Here is a 19,266-nt window from a genome sequence, read left to right as displayed (position 1 = left end):
GACATTATTCCCGCCACGCAGTCGCCTCAGAACGACCGGAGAAAAACTGTTTGGGATGCAAACCAGAAAATGCTTTAAAGTCGCTGATAAAATGCGACTGATCATAATATCCGCATTCCAGTGCAATGCTGCCCAGGCTCAGGTCAGCACGTTTGTAAAAAGAAGCAGCCGACTGAAAACGAATGATACGTGAAAACAGCCGGGGCGTTAAACCCGCATATTGCTTAAACTGCCGCTCAAATTGCCGCTCAGAGAGATAGTATTGCTTCGATAACGCCGTAATAGAGATGGCTGGTTGATGATGAATGATATGCCGGATGGCAGCAAATACCGGCGGCTCCGCATCATAGCGCCGGGCCATCCGCTGTTCGGTAAAGCGACAAATAATCCGGCAACGCTCCGCATGACTTTTCGCTTCCGCCATCTCCGTTTCCAGCTGTACACCGGCACTTTTCAATAGGTAACTCAACTCCGCAGTCGTATTCGTGAGCGCAGAGGCAGGTATCGAAAAAAGTAATGGTATGGCCTGAGGATAGAAGTATACGCCGAAAATGCCAAAGCCGGCATCAATGGTATACCGGCGCAAGACATGTGTGGCGCCATGCAGGCCTGCCGTGAAAGAAGCACTCCGGCTACCATTGTTTTCTATTTCATCAAAACGTCCCCGGTAATGAAACAACATCTCCACACAGGCATCCGCCATGTTATGATGGGTATATCCCTCCTCTCCTTCCATGACCCAGAAAAACCGGATCACATGTGCCAGGTGAGGTGGTGGTGGAAACGTTGCGTAATACATACCTAAATTTACAACCTTTTAGTCAATATAATCCGTACGCCCCTGCCCGGATTCAGTATGTTTACCGGGTTCAAAAAAATCAAAATAATACAGCCCATCCTTTGCATATAATGCCTGTTGCACTTTCAGCCGGTCTTTAAACCTATTGAAGTCCCGCAGCTCCGGCCTTGTCCATGCGGTTTCTGCTACTGCCGCAATACGGGGAAATAAGAGGAAATCCAACCGCTGATTACTATGCACCGTTTCTGTCCATACACAAGCCTGCACCCCCAGTATCAACGATTCATGCACTGCGATAGCGGGGAGACCAGCCGCCGTAAAATGATAAACAGCCGACAGGTTATTCAGCTCCCCATCTTTCCAGCGACGCCCTATTTTATGGGAGCTGTCCTGCACAAAATCCAGGTAGAAAGGCAAACGCGGACATAATACCACGGAATATCCTTTCTGCAGAGCCATCGCCAGGCTCTCTGGTTTATCCTGCCGCCACCAACATACAATAGTACGGTCAGCGGGCAAATTACTGGTAGCTATTTCATCCCAGGCCAATACACGGTTATGCAGTGCCAATACGGTGTCGGCCATACGTTGAATAAAATAGTCCTCTACCTGCTTACGTGTTTGCAGGCCATGAGCGGCTTTCAGACGCGTTACACCGCTATCAGTATCCCAGCCGGCATTGCCGAAGGTCACTTCATCTCCACCAATATGTATCATCTGCGCTGGAAAAAGTTGAGCCGTTTCCGTTAGGATATCCGCCAGGTATTGGTAGGTGCCTTCTTTACCAGGGTTAAAGGTAAACTGCGGATAATGCGACGTACCTCCCCCATCAAAGGCCGGATAGGCGCGATTGGCCGCTGCCGCATGTCCCGGCATATCTATTTCCGGGATGATCACAATATTGCGTGCCTGCGCATAGGCCACTATTTCCCGGATATCGTCCTGGGTATAGTAAGCTGCCGGTGCCCGGGGATCTTTGATATTACCAATGCCACCCACCGTTGTCAATAATGGATATTTCTTTATTTCCAGCCTCCAGCCCGGCACATCTGTGAGGTGCCAGTGAAAACGGTTCAACTTATAAAAGGCCATCCAGTTGAGCAGGGACTTCACTTTCTCTTTGCCGAAGAAAAACCTAGACTCATCCAGCATTACACCACGCCAGCCATATTGAGGTGCATCACTGATGTTCCAGCAGGGAACTGCCAGTGCTTTACCTGCCGGCGCTGTGGTGGTTAGTTGCAATAAGGAGATGATACCATTGAATACCCCTTCCCGTTGTGCCGCGGTGATCACCGCTGTTGCCGGCGTCATCGTAAGCGTATAGGCCTCCGCGTTATCATCCTTTTCCCCTTTTTTTAGTAAGATGGCAGCCGCCTTGTTACTACCTCCGATGGATACACGCAGTTGATACCGGCGCCATAGCTCCTCTTGCAGGTACATGGCCACCGGACGCAGGGAGGTATCTTCCACCCGGATGATAGTCTGCCCGGTGATCTTAAACGTGCCGGTTCCCGGCGCGGCTTTCACCGGCAATGGTATCACGGGGCAGCGCTGCTGCGCCGCCAGCGAAGACACGATAAAAAAGAGAATAATCAATAACTGATAACGTTTCATATGTTGCACTGTTTTAACCCCCAACCTGCTATAAACAGCAGAAAGCTGAAGGCGTAAAGCAAAAAGCTATTGTCCCGGAGATATTCGCGAAAATAGCTTTTTGCTTTACGCCTTCAGCTTTCTGCTCCTTTAAGCGGCCGGCGAACAAAATAGTAAATTATCCTCAGTACTTTGCCATATTAAATTTGTTCTCTGCCGTAATAGTGAGGCGGTGCTCAGCAAACCAATCTACAAAATGTTCCCATTTATCATTATGCTCCAACTTCCAGTGATTAAAACTCACCTTGTCCCCTTCACTCAATATCCAGTAGTTATAGGCCTCCAGGTGTCCCGCAGCTTTCAATTCGTTTTGATAATCAAATAAAACAACCGGCCTTTTCTCCTGGTGTCCCAACTGATCATATGCCTGTAAGAAACGGTCACGCACCCGGCTCAGGGAAGCCAGGTCAATGCTATGTTCTCCTGCTAAGGCAACGCCCAGCGTTGGCTCATAAACACCGGTACCAAAGGGCGCTTTCACCTGCTTTAACGCCGCTAACAAGGCTTCGGGGCCCGAATCCGGGTTATAGGTGATATTGATGGTCTTATTCTTCGAGAAGCTAACAGCAATACCCGTATCTCCGGAAAATGTAATCTGCGATTTATAAGTATCAAATAAGAGCTTACTTATTTCAGCCGTACGAGCCGTATTGGGCTCCAGGTTTATAAATATCTCCCCATACATCATTCCCCATACTTTCTCATCTGTTGCCAGGCAAAGTAACTTCGTTGCACGGTAATAATTGGAAGGAAAACGCGGCGCCTTTTCTATCCCCGCCTCAAAAAAATTCAATGCTTTGCTATAGTCTTTGGCCTTCATTTCCATGATACCCCGCTCCAGGTAAAGATTACCGGCATCGGGATATTCTCTTAATCCTTCTTCATAGATTTTAATCGCCTGCTTAGGATCTCCATCATCATCATAGGAATTACCTAACAGCTGATAAACATTAGCCCCCAAACTTTTATCTTCCGTTAATTTCTTCAGTATTTTACGGGCAGCTTTATAATCCTTCATCATATAAAGCGCATAAGATTTTTCATAACGGATACTATTATTGTCCGGATCCAGCTTCATGGCTTCTTCCAACAAAGGAAGGGATTCCGCTAATTTGCCATTGTCCATCAGCAGTACCGCTTCATTTACTTTTTCATGGGCTTTTTCTGCATTGGTTTGCCCATTGGCAGACATGATACTGACAAGGCTACAGAACAGTAGGGAAAGGTATCGTTTCATATATAGGTATTTAGCTTCATGATTCACCTCATGACAATATTCCATAATAATATGGAAAAAAGGTGATCACCCAAAAAGCCCCATTATCATAAAACCGGATTTTCTACAGTTCACCGGGCTTATCCCACAACTCAGCGGAAAATCGTTTGTGATCAACGTATCCAGTGGCACTTTTGCCATAAATCATTTCGTATGCAAAGCTTACCTGTTTTATTGATCAGCAGCGCCTTCTTTATCCGCTCCTTATTCGGCGATACCAGCGAGTTTAAGCTGGTAAAGCAGGATAAAGCGATTACGCTGTATGAACGGTGGATTCCGGGAACTGGTGGTGAAAAGGTAAGGGAAATAAAAGCCGTATTTCTCGTTAAAGCTGCGGTACCAACGGTCATTGGTCTTTTTAAGGACCAGTCCCGCGGTATGCAATGGAACACCAATGCCAGCGATTATAAAATAATCCCCCAATCAGACGAACAACATTGGATCACCTATATACGGTACAATATCCCCTGGCCCATGGACGACCAGGACTGCTGCCTGCTTTACCAGTACCGCAACCTGTCCGGCGCCGGTAACACCGCTGAAGTCATCTTCGAAAGTACTGCCGACAGCCGCTTCCCTTTGCCGGATAAAACCACCCGCATTACGGGCACCAAAGGCAAATGGATCATGGAACCGGCCACAGGCGGACAAATGAAAATCACCTATATGGTGACCACTGACCGGAGCAAAAAGGTACCCCGCTGGGTATCCGACCCAATTATTCACGATAACCTGTTCAAAACAATGACCCGGTTCAAAGACCTGTTGGAAAAATAATGGTTATGTCTGCAACTACTTACACACTGATTACCGGCGCCAGCTCCGGACTTGGCAAAGAATTCGCCATCCATTGCGCCAGGAAGGGCATGAATATCATTCTCCTTGCCCTGCCCGGAGGCAACCTGTCTTCCATCGCCCACAACCTGGAACTGGAATACCAGGTGAGCGTAAAAGTTTTTGAATTTGACCTGTCTGACAGCGAAATACTAAAACAACAGCTACACATCATCACGGAACAATATGCCATTAACTTTCTCATTAATAACGCCGGCGTAGGTGGCACTTCTGCCATTACCCATACCTCACTCAAACGGATAGACGATATTATTATGCTCAATGTAAGAGGCACCGTATTGCTCACACATCTGCTGATCCCTCACCTGCTGAAGCATCCACAGAGTTATATCATGAACATTGCCAGCATGGCCGCTTTTACACCCATTGCATATAAAACGGTGTACCCGGCTTCCAAAGCATTTATCTCTTCTTTCTTCCTCGGCCTGAAAGAAGAACTCACCGGCACCGGGTTATCTGTCAGCGTGGTATATCCAGGCCCTATTATGACCAACTCCCATACCTCCCGCCGCATTATCAGCCAGGGACGTAAAGGAAAAATGGGGCTGCTGCCTACACCGGAAATTGCCCGGATAGCCCTCAAAGGCACGCTGGCAAAACATCCGGTTATCATCCCCGGCCTGATGAATAAAGTCAATCACCTGCTCATGCAGTTGTTACCGCTATCACTGAAAATGAGAATCGTGTCGCGGGAAGTAAAGAAAGAAATACCATTTGCATTATCTGTATAAGACATATGAAAAAAATACTGATTACCGGCGCCAACGGCTTCCTTGGCTCCAACCTCACCCGGGAACTGTATAGACTGGGGTATGATATCCGGATCATTGTGCGGCCTGCCGCCGATTTGAAAGGCATTGCCGACATCCCCTGCGAAGTATTCTTTGGTCATATCGATAATATCGAACATGTACTCAATGCCGTCAAAGGCTGTGACATTGTGATCCATGCGGCTTGTATCACCGAACAGTGGGGCATTTCCTTCGGAGAATATGAAAAGGTGAACTTCATTGCCACCCGCCACATTACCGCGGCCTGCCTCGCCCACCAGGTAAAACAGTTTATTTATGTGAGTACCGCCAATACGATTGGTCCGGGTAACAAATCAAACCCCGGTAATGAACTCAACGGATTTACCCTGTTCAATGCCAACTCCGGCTATATCAACAGTAAATACCTCGCCCAGCAATATGTACTGGAGCAGGTGGCCGCCAAACAATTGCCTGCCGTAGTGGTAAACCCCACCTTTATGATAGGCCCAAACGATGTAAAGCCCAGCTCTGGTAAACTCATCCTCTATGGCCTGAAACACCGGCTGCTGTTCTATCCTCCCGGAGGAAAAAACTTCGTACATATCAAAGATGTATGCCGGGGTATTATCAATGCCATCGAAAAAGGCAAAACAGGTGATTGCTACCTGCTGGCAGGTCAAAACCTCTCCTATGGCGAATTTTTCAGGCTGTTGAGAAAGATATCCGGCAAGCGGCAACTGCTGATCCCCATCCCCGGGTTCGTGCTGAAGTTTGCGGGTATGATCGGGTCACTGCCGGGTATCTCCGGAAAATTAAATTACAGCACAGCCTATATGCTATGCCTGGATAATTATTATTCCGGCAAAAAGTCAGAGCGCGAACTACAGTTGCAATATACCCCGGTAGAAAGCGCCGTTTCCGGCGCATTCGCGTGGTTTAAGGAAAATAACTACATTTAGTATCATACAAACGCGGAATGAATTTTCAGGGAAACGAAAAATTATTTTCAAGCAAAGTATTTCTGTATCTGTCCAGGATACTGATTCTGTACACCTTCAGTACCATCTTCAAATCCTTCGATCACACCTTCACCACCGGGTTGCAGATGATGGATTTAAGGGGACAGGTGTTCAGTATTTTTTATGTCCTGTTCGGACTAATCGCCTGGGAGGGCGCCACCTGGCTGGCCCGGACGGTAGAGAAAAAAACACAGCAGCAGAAACCGGCCAGCCGCCTGGTATTCCTCTGTAGCAGCCAGATCATATATGGTATGCTGGTAGCCTTTGTATTTGGCTTATGCTACGGCATAGCAGACATTGTACTGTTTCACCGCTATGAAGCCTGGGAAAGCTTCCGCCGCTTTAGCTACGACCTGAACTTCGGTATCTTCATGTTTTACCTGCTGATATTAACGTTCAATGGTATCATCTTTTATTATTCCGAATGGAAAGAATACCAACTGCAAACAGAACGGCTCATGCGCGAAAATATCCAGGCCCGTTACGATGCACTGCGTAACCAGATAGATCCGCACTTCTTTTTCAACTCCCTCAGCGTACTCACCAACCTGGTATATAAAAGCCCGGATCTTTCGGCCGACTATATCACACAGCTGGCCAAAACCTATCGCTATATACTGGACAAAAAATTCGAAAACCTGGTTCCGGTACAAACGGAACTGGACTTCCTGGATGCTTATCTTTTCCTGATCCGCATCCGCCACCAGCAAAGCATTCAGTTCATAACCGATATTTCTGAAAAAGTAAAAACAAAAGGGATGATACCACCGGTCACCCTGCAAATGCTGATAGAAAACGCAATTAAACATAACCGGTTTTCTGCGCAGGATCCATTGTTGATCACCATCAAAAGCGAAGGAAATTTCCTGGTCATATCCAATCATATCCGTTTAAAAGCCAGCCCGGAAATATCTTCCGGCATAGGACTGGAAAATATCCAGAAACGATACGCGCTGATCAGCAACAACAACATAGAAATTTGCCAGGAAAACGACCAGTTTATTGTAAAACTACCCATTATTACAACGTCATGAAAATAGTAATTTTTGAAGATGAGATGCACAATGCCGAGCGGCTTACGCAATTATTGCGCAAATGTAATCCGGATATAGAAGTAGTAGCAGTGATTGAATCGGTAGAAGAAGGACTAAAATGGCTGGAACAAAAACAGCCGGTAGACCTGATGCTGATGGATATACAATTGTCAGATGGCAACTGCTTTGAGCTGTTCAATAAAACGAAAGTCCGCACACCCATTATATTCACCACAGCCTATGATGGCTTTTCCCTGCAGGCTTTCAAAGTAAATAGCATCGACTATTTAATGAAGCCTATTGACCTGGAAGAACTGCGCAATGCCCTGAAAAAATACGAACAATTCAGACCCGCCAACAACTATACAGTAGATATCAGTAAACTGGCAGAAGAGTTCCTGCGCCGCGACAGCACCCGTTTTATTGGCCGTATCAATAACCAGCTCATTTATGTGAAAGCAAAAGATATTGCCTGGCTGCAATTCGCCAAAGGTACTACCTGGGCTACCACGGCTACTAATCAGCGGGTACCGCTGGACTATTCGCTGGACCAGATAGAAAAACTACTGGATAAGAATCAGTTCTTTCGTATTAACCGGCAATTCATTATTCATATAGATGCCATTAAAAAAATAACCACTTACTACAATAGTAGATTAATTCTTCAATTAGCACCCGATGTTGATACTGATGTTATTATTAGCCGTGAAAGGGTTACGGAATTCAAAAGCTGGCTCGAAGGGCAGGAAGTATAAGGAACAAAGCGAATTTTGTCTTGACCAGGATTAGACTGATTAAACTGATTTTGATGTTTTTTTATGATTTTATAAGATGAAAAAATATTCCCGTAATCAGTTTAATCAGTCTAATCCTGGTCAAGACAAAATTCGCTTTTCCAGCTTTTTCAATATTTTTATATAATTAAGGGATGACAACGGATGCATTCCCATATACCGGTGCAGAAATAACCGGGGTGCTGCATCACCAGGATGTACCCATTTTCCGGCAATTATATAGTGACCCTTTGCGGTTCCCTTCTCATGGTATCTATTACTTCAGGTACTTATCAATAAAAGCGCCCAGTTTTTCATATCCCTGTTCATTAGGATGTAATCCGTCGGAAAACAGGTTTTCCTGTAGTTTTCCATCTGCCTGTAAAAACAATGATCCCGCATTGGCAAATTGAATTTTACCATTTGCAGGAATACGGGCAATTAACTTATTAATACCCTCCACCCTCGCTTCCATATTCCGGCGCGGCAAAATGCCCATTAATATAATTTTGGCAGCAGGCTGCTTCTCTTGCATTACCAGCAACAGGTTTTTCAATCCGTCTACAATTTCGGTATCGGTATTGAGCTGAAGATTATTAGTGCCAATCATCAACACAATGTAGGCAGGCCGGATACCATCCAGTTCACCATGCTGCATGCGCCACAGCACATTCTCTACCCGATCCCAGCCAAAGCCCATATTAACGGCCTGTTTGGGCGCAAAATACTTATTCCAGGAACTACTGCCCCTGACCACCGAAGATACCGGGTTGCCACCCCAGAAGTGGGTAATGGAATTGCCAATAAAGAGTACTTTAGGTGAATTTGCTTTGTTATATGCCAACACTTCATAGTGACGGGTTTCCCAGTCGTAGTTACTGGCATCGCGACGTTGTGTAACGGGTGTAGTGGTAACCGTGTTGCCGTCTTTTTCTTTAAATATACCGCGGATCTTTTTAGTATAGGCGTTGGCGTAAGCCATCATGCCCAGGTCACTGGGGTGAGTGCCATCTACCATGGCATCGGGGTCCTGGCCAATCTCATCTTTGGTGAGCAGGGTAATATTTTTAACCCCGGCTTTTAACATAGAATCAACTACCTCCCGCAACGCTTTATTGGCACGCACGTAGGAGTCTGTACGTTCTACATTCGTTTCATTGGTATATCCATCATGCTCTGTCAGTAATATGGGTATGCCCGGGCGCTGCTCCTGCAACAGTTGAACGCACTCGGCGGTACGTCTTCTTATGTCAGCTTCCGTATATTCTGCCGGTGTCAAATTAGGCATGCAGTCCAGCACATACAGGCTGGCCGGTATTTGCGCCAGGAAGGCTGCCACTTCTTTTTCCATGCGTCCATTGCCGGAAAAACCCAGGTTAATCACCGGCCGGTCTAACTTGCGTTCCAGGATGTTGGTCCAGGCCATACCAGGCCGGGAAGCACAACCGCCTTGCGCAATAGAAGTCCCGTATACTACTACAGGCGCTTCTGTACGAACCGGCATGGGTTTAAAATCACTCTCCTCCGGCACCGATATACTCAACGATTTCACGGAGTTATATAAAGGCAGAAACAACGTATATTCAACATTCTTTACATGCTGATCTGTTTTTTTCAGGTGCTTAAACCGATAAACAACGGTACTGTCAAAGTCGTATTGGCCAGAGCAAAACACCCATCTGCCATCAATAGTTTTAACATACAAATCAACGCCACTCACAGCGGTTGCAGACATATGAGGCATACTAACGTCTCCCCGGATACCGTATTTCACTACAATTTCATCCGCGTCTGTTTTGAAACGTATACTCAGCCCTGCGCTATTGCGCGATAAATTCCATACATGATCGCGTACTTTGTTTTTTGCTGCCGGCGGGAGCCGGGTATAATAATCATCTGAGCTGCCGCGCCATCCCTGCCCTTCCAGCGCGTATACGCTGTTATCTGTAGCGGGCTCCCAGCTCTTAAATTTACGGCCTGTTTGTGCAGTACATATATTCACCAGCATAAAAAGCAGTGCTGTACCCACCAGTATTGTTGTTTTCATACGTGCATTTTTTCGTGGCTGCCATCATTCTGAGAACGAGCGCCCATAGTTATAATATCATTGATCTACCACACAGCGGAATCCAAGTGTGCCGGCACGGTCCATGCCAGGCGACAGCAACAGGTATTTGCCATGTTGTGTCAATTGCTGCGCTTGTGGAAAGTACCAGTAAGATGTTTGAGGGTGGTAATAACTGCCGCCCTTCAATACCGCTGAGCGGGTATGTTCATCTGCATATTCATCGGTCCATTGCCATACATTACCGGTAAGATCCATCACGCCAAAAGGACTGGCGCCGGTGGTACAGGCATTTACGTTAGCCGGCCCTGTCAACACACGACCTGTATCTGCGGGAGGAATCCGGCTGCTGTCGGCTGTCATACCCCAGGGATAGAGGCGTCCGTCGGTACCTTGTGCGGCATATTGCCATTCCCATTCATGCGGCAGCCGCTTGCCTGCCCAGGCAGCATAAGCCCTGGCATCCTCTATGCTCACCCAGGTAACCGGCTGCTGTTCCCAGCCGGCAGGATAGGTACCATTTTTCCAATCCTTCAGGAAGTTATGATTATCTGCCGGGCGATAATGAGTGGCATCCATAAATTGCTTAAACTGACGGTTGGTGACGGGGTAACGGTCTATATAAAACGCGTCCATCGTCATCTCTTTTGTATGCGTACGTTGCGGATGCTCCTCCCAGGGATATTGTACTCCTATTGCGTCCGGCAACTCATTCCCTTCAATCATCACCCCCGTAGATACAAATTGGTAGACCGGGGCCGCGGGGATATATACCATACCTTCCGGCGTCGTTTTCGCCTTTTTGGTGGCAGGTATAGGTGTTATTTGCTGCGTCAGTGGTGCACGGGTAGCAGGCAACTGCTCCAATGGGGTAGACAACAACTGTTGCCGGCCAGCCAGGAAGCCCGCCAGTGTTTTGTGCTGAGCCGTTGCCGGAATGACGGCAACAGCGCCAAAACCACGGCCCGGTATGCGAAAGCTGAGTGTTACTTTATCGCCCGCTTTTACGGCGTTCAGCTCTTGTCCATTCCACACATCATAGTAGCGGTCGCCAGGCTTGCCTTCGAGCGTAAGTTGCGGACCTGTTTTATCAGTACTATCACGGTTCACCAGCGTGTATACGGTAGCGTTAGTTCCTGGAAATTTAGAGGCAAAAACGCCCGGTTGCAACGTAGCAATATGCGGCTCCCAACCGGAACTGTTCCACACTTCCGGAAACTGCCGGTATATCTCCCGTATACTGCGGATCATCGCTGCGTACCGCGGTGGTACCTGGTTCCAGATACCCCATATATTTTCCCAGGCGTTATAACCTACGCCATTGAAGAAAGCATATTGCAGGTCGTCTGTTTTATCGATGGCCCAGCGATTGGTAACATGTACCTGGTGGCGCGGTTCCAGCCATTTGTATATACTAACACCGGGTACATACCGGAAGTCCGGGCTGCCCCACTTTTCCCAATAATAGCCCCAACTCATGGTATTCCACTCCACCATCTTTAAATCGCCGATATGAATTTCCGGCTGCAATGCCAAGGGATAACCCATACGGGTATACGCATCTTTGAAGTCTTCTGTTACACCATGCATCGTGTCGCCATTCAGGCCGTCGGCCCCCAGTTCTTTCATTTCCGCTGTCAGCTCATCCGCCATGGGAATGCTGATGCGACGGGTGCCATGGTCCCAGATCATAATAGGGAAAAATACCCGCACGCCTCTTTTGTGGAAGTCGCGGATCATTTGTTGCAGAGCTGCCTTGCCGCCGGGCATATCTGCTACCAGGTCAAACTGGTTGCGGTTATCAATCCCGATGTTAGGATACGTAGGCCAAACCAACACCGCATCCAGGCCACCGTAGCGTTGTTCCAGGTCATGCAGGAAGCGGTTCACCGTATACTTCCGCGTTGCAGGATCATAGAGGTAACGGTCATGCGCCATAATCTGGGCATACATGAAAGTACCCGGTATCCAGTTCAGTGCTTTATGCGCATAGGCTTGCCCGTTATATTGCAACTTGTCTTTTTCGTGTGTTCGCCACCGTTGCAGTGAGTCCAGCCACTGCGCCCGTTGCGACGGCTGTTCCGGCCCGGCTATCAGCTCCCCTTCTGCGCCCTGTAAGCGAATTTGCGCACAGAGGGTCACCGGCAGGCATAGCGTTGCCATAGCCACCAGCCTTGCAATTACATTCATACAATTATTTAATTTTCTGATAGATGAAATGATTAATATCCCCACTTCCGCATCACTTGCAGGTCATCGCGTACGGCATCCAGTGGCGCCTGTCCCTGGTAGGATTCCTGCTCAATAATAAAGTAACGCGTGCCGCCTGATTTTTCGCCGAGGTCAATCACTTCTTTCACCGGGATAATACCTTTTCCCAGTATGGTACTTTCGTACTTGCTCCCCATCTCCCCTTTCTCCGTTTTAATTTCATCTTTTACGTGCATCAGTTCAAAACGGCCAGGGTATTGCTTAATAATATCCAGTGCCACACCGCCGGCATGGTACATGTTGCCGATATCTAACTGCTGTGCTACCAGCGAAGGATCTGTACTTTGCAGGATGAGATCAAATATTTTGTGTCCATTCAGCTGTTGGCTGAATTCAAAATCATGATTATGGTAGCCAAACTTCATCCCTGACTTTTGGCAAAGGGCGCCACTTTTGTTGAATACGTCCATGTAGGCTTTGAAGTCGTCGTAATTCTTACGTAAACTCTCATCCAGCCATGGACTGATGACATAATGCTGTCCTACAACAGCCGCATCTTCTACCGTGTATTTCCATTCGTCGGTAAAATCTTTTTTTGCAGCATCCCAGTGTTGTTTGCCCATAACGGTATGACCGCTTGGCATTACCAGGCCCAGGTCGTCCAATAATTTTTTAAAGTCTTTGGCTACATAGCCGTAAAATTTACGGGACGCATAACCCGCATGCTCTACGTTTTTATACCCCATCGCGGCCAATTGTTTCAGCGTGCCGGCCGGGTCTTTTTTCATATCCTCGCGGATAGAGTATAACTGGATGCCCAGTACTTGTTGGGGTGCACCCGCAGCCAGCAAACCTTTTGGCAGCAGTGCGGTACCGGCCAGTGCCAGGGTACCTTTCATCAGGAAACTTCTTCTTGAAATACTCATAAGAAAAGATAATTTATATGTTGACAGATACGTTTTTACAGTGAAAAAGCGAGATAAGTATCGCCTGATTTCTTACCCAGCTTACCGCCGCCGCAGGCAATCACTACATATTGTTTTCCATTTACTTCGTACACAGCTGGCGTGGCAAAACCACAGGCAGGTAAAGTCGTTTCCCACAACAGCTCACCGGTTCTTTTGTTAAATGCCCTGAACTTACTGTCGGCCGTAGCGGCAATGAATAACAAACCGCCGGCAGTTACTACCGGGCCTCCATAATTTTCCGTACCACTGTGAATCCCTTTGGCCTTCAGTTCCGGGTAATCGCCCAGTGTGTCTTTCCATAACAACTGCCCGGTGTTGAGGTCAATGGCACTCAGGGTGCCCCATGGTGGCGACACCGCCGGGTATCCTTCTTTCGTTAAAAATTTATTATACCCGGTTGCCCGGTAAGGTAAATCTGTATAGGGGTCTGCGTTTTTCTTGCTGGCTACAAATACCAGCGACTGTTGTGCTTTGATGTCCAGTATAAAAGCCGCCAATGCCTTTTTCTCGCTGCTGTCGAGCTGTTTAAACGCCGGCATCATTCTTCTGCCACCATCTATCAGCTGGGTAAACGCTGCCTCATTATATTTATCACGGGTATGCACCAACGAAGGGAAGTTACTGCTGCCCTTGCGTTCCGGACCATGGCAAGCCATGCAATGGGTGGTGTATAAACGTTGCCCGGCCTGCAACTGTGTTTCTTTTACGGTGGCCGTCTTTTCTTTTGCGTCTACCATAGTGAGCACCCATGGCATTTCGCTGGCGTTGACATACAACACGCCGGTGGTGGGATCTACCGCCGGACCACCCCATTCCGCGCCGCCGTCGAAGCCCGGGAAAATCACGGTGCCTTGCCGGGAAGGCGGGTTAAAGAGATGCCCGGTTTTATATGTACCAAGTCTGTGCAGGATATCCTGGTAAGAACTGTCCGGTACCAATCGGTTCAGGTCTGCTACCTGTAAGGATTGTCTGACAAAAGGGGAGAAAAAAGTGGGAACAGGTTGTGTGGGAGACAGGTACTCTCCGGGCAGGGCGGTATCTGCCGGCACCGGGGTTTCTGTTACAGGGTACAGTGGTTGCCCGGTTTGCTGATCCAGCAAAAAGATGAATCCTGATTTGGTCACCTGTACTACCGCCGCAACAGCTTTGCCGTCTTTTTTTATAGTAACCAGCATGGGCGCCGTGGGCAGATCCCGGTCCCATATATCATGATGTACTGTTTGATAATGCCAGATCCGCTTGCCGGTGGCCGCATCCAGGGCCAGTACACAATTGGCAAAAAGGTTGTTACCTCTCCGACGACCACCGTAGAAGTCGTACGTAGCAGAACCTATGGGCGCAAACACCACCCCGTTTTTTTCATCCAGGCTAAATCCCGCCCAGGCGTTCACGCCGCCGGTATGTTGCCAGGCTTCTTTGTCTTCCCAGGAGTCGTAGCCCTCTTCCCCTGGTTGGGGAATGGTATGAAAAATCCATCTCAGCTTGCCGGTATGCACGTCGTAGGCGCGTATATAGCCGGGGGCGCCGCCGGCTTCTTCATCTACCCGCGTGCCTATGATGATAAGGTCTTTATAAATAACGCCGGGGGTAGTGGAGGTAATGTACAGCGGGTCCATATTACGCCCCATATCATGATGCAGGTCTACACGGCCACTGTCGCCGAAAGAAGTAATGAGCTGACCTTTATCGGCGTCAACGCAATGCAGCTTTGCGCCTGCGGTATAAAATATCCGCCGGTCGGTAGTCCCGTTTTCATAGTAGGCCACGCCCCGGCAGGCGTTGTACTGGAAATACCCCTTGCCTTTCACTTCTCCCGATATATTCACCGGGTCAAATACCCACAGTTGCTTACCGGAAGCAGCGTGGATGGCAAACAATTTCAATTTGGGAGATACACCATACAGCCGGTCGCCTATGACCACCGGGTTCACCTGTATCTGTGTCATTTCTTCCGCGTCACCAGTATGATAAGCCCAGGCTACCTGCAGCTTAGCCACATTGCTGGTATCCAGCGCTGTTAAGGCACTATAATGAATATTTTCCCTGCTCCCTCCATATACCTGCCAGGTACGATGCGTATTGCTACGCGAAGTACAGGATAATAATAAGATAGCTATCGGCAAGCTAAGGATCGTGGAACGCATGGGAAATAGTATTGATGCTGGTTCCTCTAAAAATATACTTTTTAAAATAATTTTTTAAGAAAACTACATCATTTTTTGAGCAGAAGGCATAAAGCAGAAAGCAAAAAGCTATTAAAGCGAATGACCGGCGTGGATGAGTAATTTAAATACTCGCGCTGGTCATTCGCTTTAATAGCTTTTTGCTTTCTGCTTTATGCCTTCTGCTCAAAAAAATATCAGCCCTTCATTTTCACCACAAACAGTCCATTAGCGATATCGCCCGGACGCAGCGCTGATAAATCTATTACACAATCTTTGCCTTTCTGTGACCAGGAAATCTTTTTACTGGTACCCAGGATACTTGCCACCGCACCTTTGGCTGGTGTATAGTTCCGGATAGTTACCTGCGACTGATACGCCGGCAAGAAGCAATATAGCGCACCAGGCTTGCTGGTAAAGAACATTTCTACACTGGCATGCTCTTTTGAAGGCTTCACCAGGTTGCTGATGTTATAACCAGACATGAAAGCTTCGTCCTTCACTTCCGGACGTTTGCCCATACTCCACTGCCTGGTTTCTTTCCATGGTTTGGAATCATAGATACCTTCTCCGTTTGTTTCCAGCCATTGACCAATGTCCAGCAGTTTCTGCTGCATGATCACCGGGATACGGCCATCTGCGGTGGGTCCAATATCCAGCAGCAGGTTGCCACCTCTGGATACGATATCTACCAGCATTAAAATCAGGTCGCTGCTTTTCTTGTAGTCATCGGCGGTTTCCATGCGGTTATAACCGTATGACTGCCCGATACCCTGGCTTTCTTCCCATACAACGCCGGGCTGCATGCCACTGCCATATTCTGAAGTCAGGTAAGTAGCACCATTGTTTTTACCCCGGGTACCACTGCCCCAGCGGTCATCTACAGCTACTTCGTCTTTTACAGGAGATTCGTTATACAACCAGGCCAGCAGCGAGGTGCTGTTCCAGGCAGTATCAGACAAATCCCATTCTCCATCAGAGAAAATAACAGAAGGTTTATAGCGGGTTACCAGGTCTTTAAACTGTGGTGTCATCACTTCCCTGACATAACGGGGCTTATCTTTTTCCCACAGCGGGTTAAACCACTCGTACAGGGAATAGTAGTATCCCATGCGCAATCCTTCTGCACGTACGGCATTGGTGAGGTTGCCCAGCAAATCCCGTTTAGGCGTACCCGTAACGGCGTTCCAGGAACGGCCCCAGGACGTATTGGCTTCCTTGCTATCCCACAGGCAATAACCCTCGTGGTGTTTGGAGGTCAGCACCACATATTTTGCACCGGAACGGCGAAATACGTCTGCCCATTGCTTCGGATTAAAAAGCGAAGCTGTAAACTGGCTCTCCAGGCTCTGATACGGTGTATTGGCGCCATAATTCTTTTCATGAAAAGCTTTCGTTTTCTCATGATTATCTCCGGAACCACTGTTGAGTGTAGCCCAATACCATTCAGAATACCCACCAGGTCCTACTGCAGAGAAAGAAGGTACCGCGTACACACCCCAGTGAATGAAGATGCCGAATTTAGCATTATTAAACCAGGCGGGAATGCCTCGTTTATTCAGCGAAGCCCAGTTCGCTTCATACTTTTGTGCAAAACCGGCGGTCATACACAGGAAAAAAAAGAGTATACCAACAACGCGTTTTTTCATAACAAGTCTTTAAATACTTAAGGTTCCCAAAGTTAGTCATTGCTGTTGCCTATGTTAATGGTATTTTCTCTGATGATAATAATTACTTCCCCGTCTGCACTTATTCCCCGGTTATCTGCACATTCACCCGTCTTGTCTATATACCGTCCTCCCACACCCGCTGCCGTGCTAAATTTGCCAGGTATCCGGTATTCCCATAAAAAAAACAGTAGCTTTAAGGCAAGCATCATCATGACTATTCAGGCGCCATTCAGGAAAATTATTATCGCGCTCCATATATTGATATGGAGTGTATTGTTGTTGCTCCCTTACATTGTTTCCAATGCCGCCAATGATTACCGCATTGGTACTTTCCCCGGGTTGTTTTTTACCATCTGTGGTTTTATCCATATGGGTATTTTTTACGCTAATTCTCTGTTTCTGTATCCACGGTTGTGGAATAAACAGTACTGGTGGTTGTATATTCTTTCCGTGATCCTGCTGATTGGCATCTCCTTCCCGCTGAAATACAGCATCATGGCACATGGATTCCCGACGGTACTCCGGGATATGTCGTCCTACCGCTTTGTATTTGCACCTTCTGTAGGCACTTATATCATCAGCCTGGTATATTGTAAGGTAGTAGACAGGATCCGGGCAGACCGGCTACAAAAAGAGCAACAGGCCGCGCAACTCAGCACGGAATTAAAATTTCTGCGTTCACAGGTAAGCCCACATTTTCTTTTTAATGTACTCACCAACCTGGTATCGCTGGCCCGCAAAAAATCGGATCAGCTGGAACCCGCCCTCATCATGCTCTCCGACCTCATGCGCTACATGCTGTATGATACCACCGGCAAAAAAGTACTGCTCACAAAAGAAGTGGCTTATCTCAACAGTTATATCGCCCTGCAACAACTCCGGTTCGGGAATGATGTAGCTATCCACCATCATATCAATATCGATCCCAATACCGCGCATCTTACCATAGAACCTATGCTGCTCATCCCTTTCGTGGAAAATGCATTCAAGCACGGTACCGGCTATACGCAACGGCCGGAAATTGAGATTCGCCTGCTGGCGGTAGATGAGCAACTCACGTTCGATGTACAAAACCAGTTCGATAATGATCCCGCTGCCAGCAAAGATGAAAACTCCGGCATAGGACTGGCCAATGTGCAATCCAGGCTGCAACTGCTCTATCCGGGCAAACACCAGCTAATTATCCGGAACCAGCCACCTGTTTTCCATATTACCTTAACTTTACAGCTCACATGATACGTTGCTTAGCCATAGACGATGAACAACTGGTGCGGGAACTGCTGGAAGATAATATCCGGCAGGTGCCCTTTTTGCACCTGGTAAAAACATGTAAAAACGCTATGGAAGCGCTGGAAGTATTACAACAGGAACAAATTGATCTCCTCTTCCTGGATATACAAATGCCCCGCCTGAATGGTCTGCAACTACTACAATCCCTCCAACAACCGCCAATGGTGATACTGGTAACCGCCTATGAACAATACGCACTCGAAGGCTTCAACCTGCAGGTAGTAGACTACCTCCTGAAACCATTTAGCTTTGAACGCTTCCTGAAAGCCTGCAACCGGGCCAATGAACTGCACCGGCTGAAACAAGGCAGCACGGCGCCTCCCGACGACCACTACTTTTTTGTAAACGTAGAATATACACAGGTGAAAATAGTCACCGCCAATATTAATTATATTGAAGCCCTGAAAGATTATATCAAAATACATCTCACCAATTCCACCAAACCTATACTCACCCGCATGACCATGAAGGCCGTAGAAGAAAAGCTGCCAGCGGCGTCTTTTATTCGTACCCATAAATCTTACCTGGTGGCCAGGCAAAAAGTTACCATGATTAAGCGCGACCTCGTTTGCATCGGCGACCTGGAAATTCCGGTCAGCGAATTTTATAAAGAGAATGTAAACAGGCTGCTGCATACCTAAGCCTTTCCCGTTTTGTCGCAACACTTCCCCATCCTGTCTACTCTTCAAAATCCCGCTTGTTCTTCCGCCTAGTTTTGCTGTAACATCTTGCTACA

At 47.6% G+C, this 19,266-nt stretch carries 15 protein-coding genes; 7 read left to right on the top strand and 8 right to left on the bottom strand.

The annotated features are described in order from the left end of the window. Nucleotides 1-4: 4 nt before the first annotated feature. From AC5ZC7_RS08420 to AC5ZC7_RS08410, 3 genes are all read right to left on the bottom strand, one after another. Entirely contained in the window at nt 5-799 is a 795-nt protein-coding gene (locus tag AC5ZC7_RS08420; RefSeq protein ID WP_496162709.1) for a DUF6597 domain-containing transcriptional factor, read from the bottom strand. Between the two features lie 18 nt (nt 800-817). Then, nucleotides 818-2,416, bottom strand: a complete 1,599-nt coding sequence (locus tag AC5ZC7_RS08415) for a family 20 glycosylhydrolase (protein WP_496162708.1) — start codon at nt 2,414-2,416, stop codon at nt 818-820. 163 nt (nt 2,417-2,579) lie between these two features. Then, nucleotides 2,580-3,692 (bottom strand): tetratricopeptide repeat protein, encoded by a 1,113-nt coding sequence (locus tag AC5ZC7_RS08410; protein ID WP_496162707.1) that lies wholly within the window; start codon nt 3,690-3,692, stop codon nt 2,580-2,582. Nucleotides 3,693-3,884: 192 nt separating this feature from the next. Between AC5ZC7_RS08410 and AC5ZC7_RS08405 the strand changes: the two genes are divergently transcribed. Genes AC5ZC7_RS08405 through AC5ZC7_RS08385 form a run of 5 tightly spaced genes read left to right on the top strand, consistent with a single transcriptional unit; the run spans nt 3,885 to nt 8,146 of the window. Beyond that, the gene (locus AC5ZC7_RS08405) at nt 3,885-4,508 is read left to right on the top strand and encodes an START domain-containing protein (protein ID WP_496162706.1); all 624 of its coding nucleotides are present in this window, start codon (nt 3,885-3,887) and stop codon (nt 4,506-4,508) included. Between the two features lie 5 nt (nt 4,509-4,513). Further along, nucleotides 4,514-5,317 (top strand): SDR family NAD(P)-dependent oxidoreductase, encoded by an 804-nt coding sequence (locus AC5ZC7_RS08400; protein WP_496162705.1) that lies wholly within the window; start codon nt 4,514-4,516, stop codon nt 5,315-5,317. Nucleotides 5,318-5,322: 5 nt separating this feature from the next. After that, nucleotides 5,323-6,297, top strand: a complete 975-nt coding sequence (locus AC5ZC7_RS08395) for an NAD-dependent epimerase/dehydratase family protein (RefSeq protein WP_496162704.1) — start codon at nt 5,323-5,325, stop codon at nt 6,295-6,297. A gap of 17 nt (nt 6,298-6,314) precedes the next feature. Next, a complete protein-coding gene (locus tag AC5ZC7_RS08390) occupies nt 6,315-7,391 on the top strand; it encodes a histidine kinase (RefSeq protein ID WP_496162703.1) in 1,077 nt (358 codons plus the stop codon). Then, the gene (locus AC5ZC7_RS08385) at nt 7,388-8,146 is read left to right on the top strand and encodes a LytTR family transcriptional regulator DNA-binding domain-containing protein (protein ID WP_496162702.1); all 759 of its coding nucleotides are present in this window, start codon (nt 7,388-7,390) and stop codon (nt 8,144-8,146) included. Before AC5ZC7_RS08390 ends, AC5ZC7_RS08385 begins: the two co-directional genes overlap by 4 nt. Before the next feature lie 295 nt (nt 8,147-8,441). On the opposite strand, the gene AC5ZC7_RS08380 is transcribed toward AC5ZC7_RS08385, so the two are convergent. The 5 genes from AC5ZC7_RS08380 to AC5ZC7_RS08360 form a co-directional block, all read right to left on the bottom strand. Beyond that, nucleotides 8,442-10,211: an SGNH/GDSL hydrolase family protein gene (locus AC5ZC7_RS08380; protein ID WP_496162701.1), complete on the bottom strand. Its 1,770-nt coding sequence runs from the start codon at nt 10,209-10,211 to the stop codon at nt 8,442-8,444. A 57-nt stretch (nt 10,212-10,268) separates the two neighbouring features. Next, complete coding sequence (locus AC5ZC7_RS08375; RefSeq protein ID WP_496162700.1) at nt 10,269-12,419, bottom strand: SUMF1/EgtB/PvdO family nonheme iron enzyme; 2,151 nt, start codon at nt 12,417-12,419, stop codon at nt 10,269-10,271. A 32-nt stretch (nt 12,420-12,451) separates the two neighbouring features. After that, complete coding sequence (locus AC5ZC7_RS08370) at nt 12,452-13,366, bottom strand: TIM barrel protein (RefSeq protein ID WP_496162699.1); 915 nt, start codon at nt 13,364-13,366, stop codon at nt 12,452-12,454. Nucleotides 13,367-13,401: 35 nt separating this feature from the next. Next, on the bottom strand, nt 13,402-15,552 hold the full coding sequence (locus AC5ZC7_RS08365; protein ID WP_496162698.1) for an outer membrane protein assembly factor BamB family protein: 2,151 nt from the start codon (nt 15,550-15,552) through the stop codon (nt 13,402-13,404). A gap of 215 nt (nt 15,553-15,767) precedes the next feature. Further along, nucleotides 15,768-17,219: an alpha-L-fucosidase gene (locus tag AC5ZC7_RS08360; protein ID WP_496162697.1), complete on the bottom strand. Its 1,452-nt coding sequence runs from the start codon at nt 17,217-17,219 to the stop codon at nt 15,768-15,770. 72 nt (nt 17,220-17,291) lie between these two features. On the opposite strand from AC5ZC7_RS08360, the gene AC5ZC7_RS08355 reads away from it, so the two are divergent. Further along, entirely contained in the window at nt 17,292-18,476 is a 1,185-nt protein-coding gene (locus tag AC5ZC7_RS08355) for a histidine kinase (RefSeq protein ID WP_496162696.1), read from the top strand. Then, nucleotides 18,473-19,171, top strand: coding sequence for a response regulator (locus AC5ZC7_RS08350; protein ID WP_496162695.1), 699 nt, complete (start codon nt 18,473-18,475; stop codon nt 19,169-19,171). Before AC5ZC7_RS08355 ends, AC5ZC7_RS08350 begins: the two co-directional genes overlap by 4 nt. Nucleotides 19,172-19,266 lie beyond the last annotated feature (95 nt).

The sequence above is a fragment of the Chitinophaga sp. 9-1-y genome (genome assembly GCF_059511905.2).
This window is presented reverse-complemented; position numbering and strand designations above follow the sequence as displayed.

What these genes read in the sequence shown, in the direction of transcription:
- AC5ZC7_RS08420 (WP_496162709.1), bottom strand. Translation starts at nt 799, where the DNA reads ATGTATTACGCAACGTTTCCACCACCACCTCACCTGGCACATGTGATC.
- AC5ZC7_RS08415 (WP_496162708.1), bottom strand. Translation starts at nt 2,416, where the DNA reads ATGAAACGTTATCAGTTATTGATTATTCTCTTTTTTATCGTGTCTTCG.
- AC5ZC7_RS08410 (WP_496162707.1), bottom strand. Translation starts at nt 3,692, where the DNA reads ATGAAACGATACCTTTCCCTACTGTTCTGTAGCCTTGTCAGTATCATG.
- AC5ZC7_RS08380 (WP_496162701.1), bottom strand. Translation starts at nt 10,211, where the DNA reads ATGAAAACAACAATACTGGTGGGTACAGCACTGCTTTTTATGCTGGTG.
- AC5ZC7_RS08360 (WP_496162697.1), bottom strand. Translation starts at nt 17,219, where the DNA reads ATGAAAAAACGCGTTGTTGGTATACTCTTTTTTTTCCTGTGTATGACC.
- AC5ZC7_RS08395 (WP_496162704.1), top strand. Translation starts at nt 5,323, where the DNA reads ATGAAAAAAATACTGATTACCGGCGCCAACGGCTTCCTTGGCTCCAAC.
- AC5ZC7_RS08390 (WP_496162703.1), top strand. Translation starts at nt 6,315, where the DNA reads ATGAATTTTCAGGGAAACGAAAAATTATTTTCAAGCAAAGTATTTCTG.
- AC5ZC7_RS08350 (WP_496162695.1), top strand. Translation starts at nt 18,473, where the DNA reads ATGATACGTTGCTTAGCCATAGACGATGAACAACTGGTGCGGGAACTG.
- AC5ZC7_RS08400 (WP_496162705.1), top strand. Translation starts at nt 4,514, where the DNA reads ATGTCTGCAACTACTTACACACTGATTACCGGCGCCAGCTCCGGACTT.
- AC5ZC7_RS08405 (WP_496162706.1), top strand. Translation starts at nt 3,885, where the DNA reads ATGCAAAGCTTACCTGTTTTATTGATCAGCAGCGCCTTCTTTATCCGC.
- AC5ZC7_RS08365 (WP_496162698.1), bottom strand. Translation starts at nt 15,552, where the DNA reads ATGCGTTCCACGATCCTTAGCTTGCCGATAGCTATCTTATTATTATCC.
- AC5ZC7_RS08370 (WP_496162699.1), bottom strand. Translation starts at nt 13,366, where the DNA reads ATGAGTATTTCAAGAAGAAGTTTCCTGATGAAAGGTACCCTGGCACTG.
- AC5ZC7_RS08375 (WP_496162700.1), bottom strand. Translation starts at nt 12,419, where the DNA reads ATGAATGTAATTGCAAGGCTGGTGGCTATGGCAACGCTATGCCTGCCG.
- AC5ZC7_RS08385 (WP_496162702.1), top strand. Translation starts at nt 7,388, where the DNA reads ATGAAAATAGTAATTTTTGAAGATGAGATGCACAATGCCGAGCGGCTT.
- AC5ZC7_RS08355 (WP_496162696.1), top strand. Translation starts at nt 17,292, where the DNA reads ATGATAATAATTACTTCCCCGTCTGCACTTATTCCCCGGTTATCTGCA.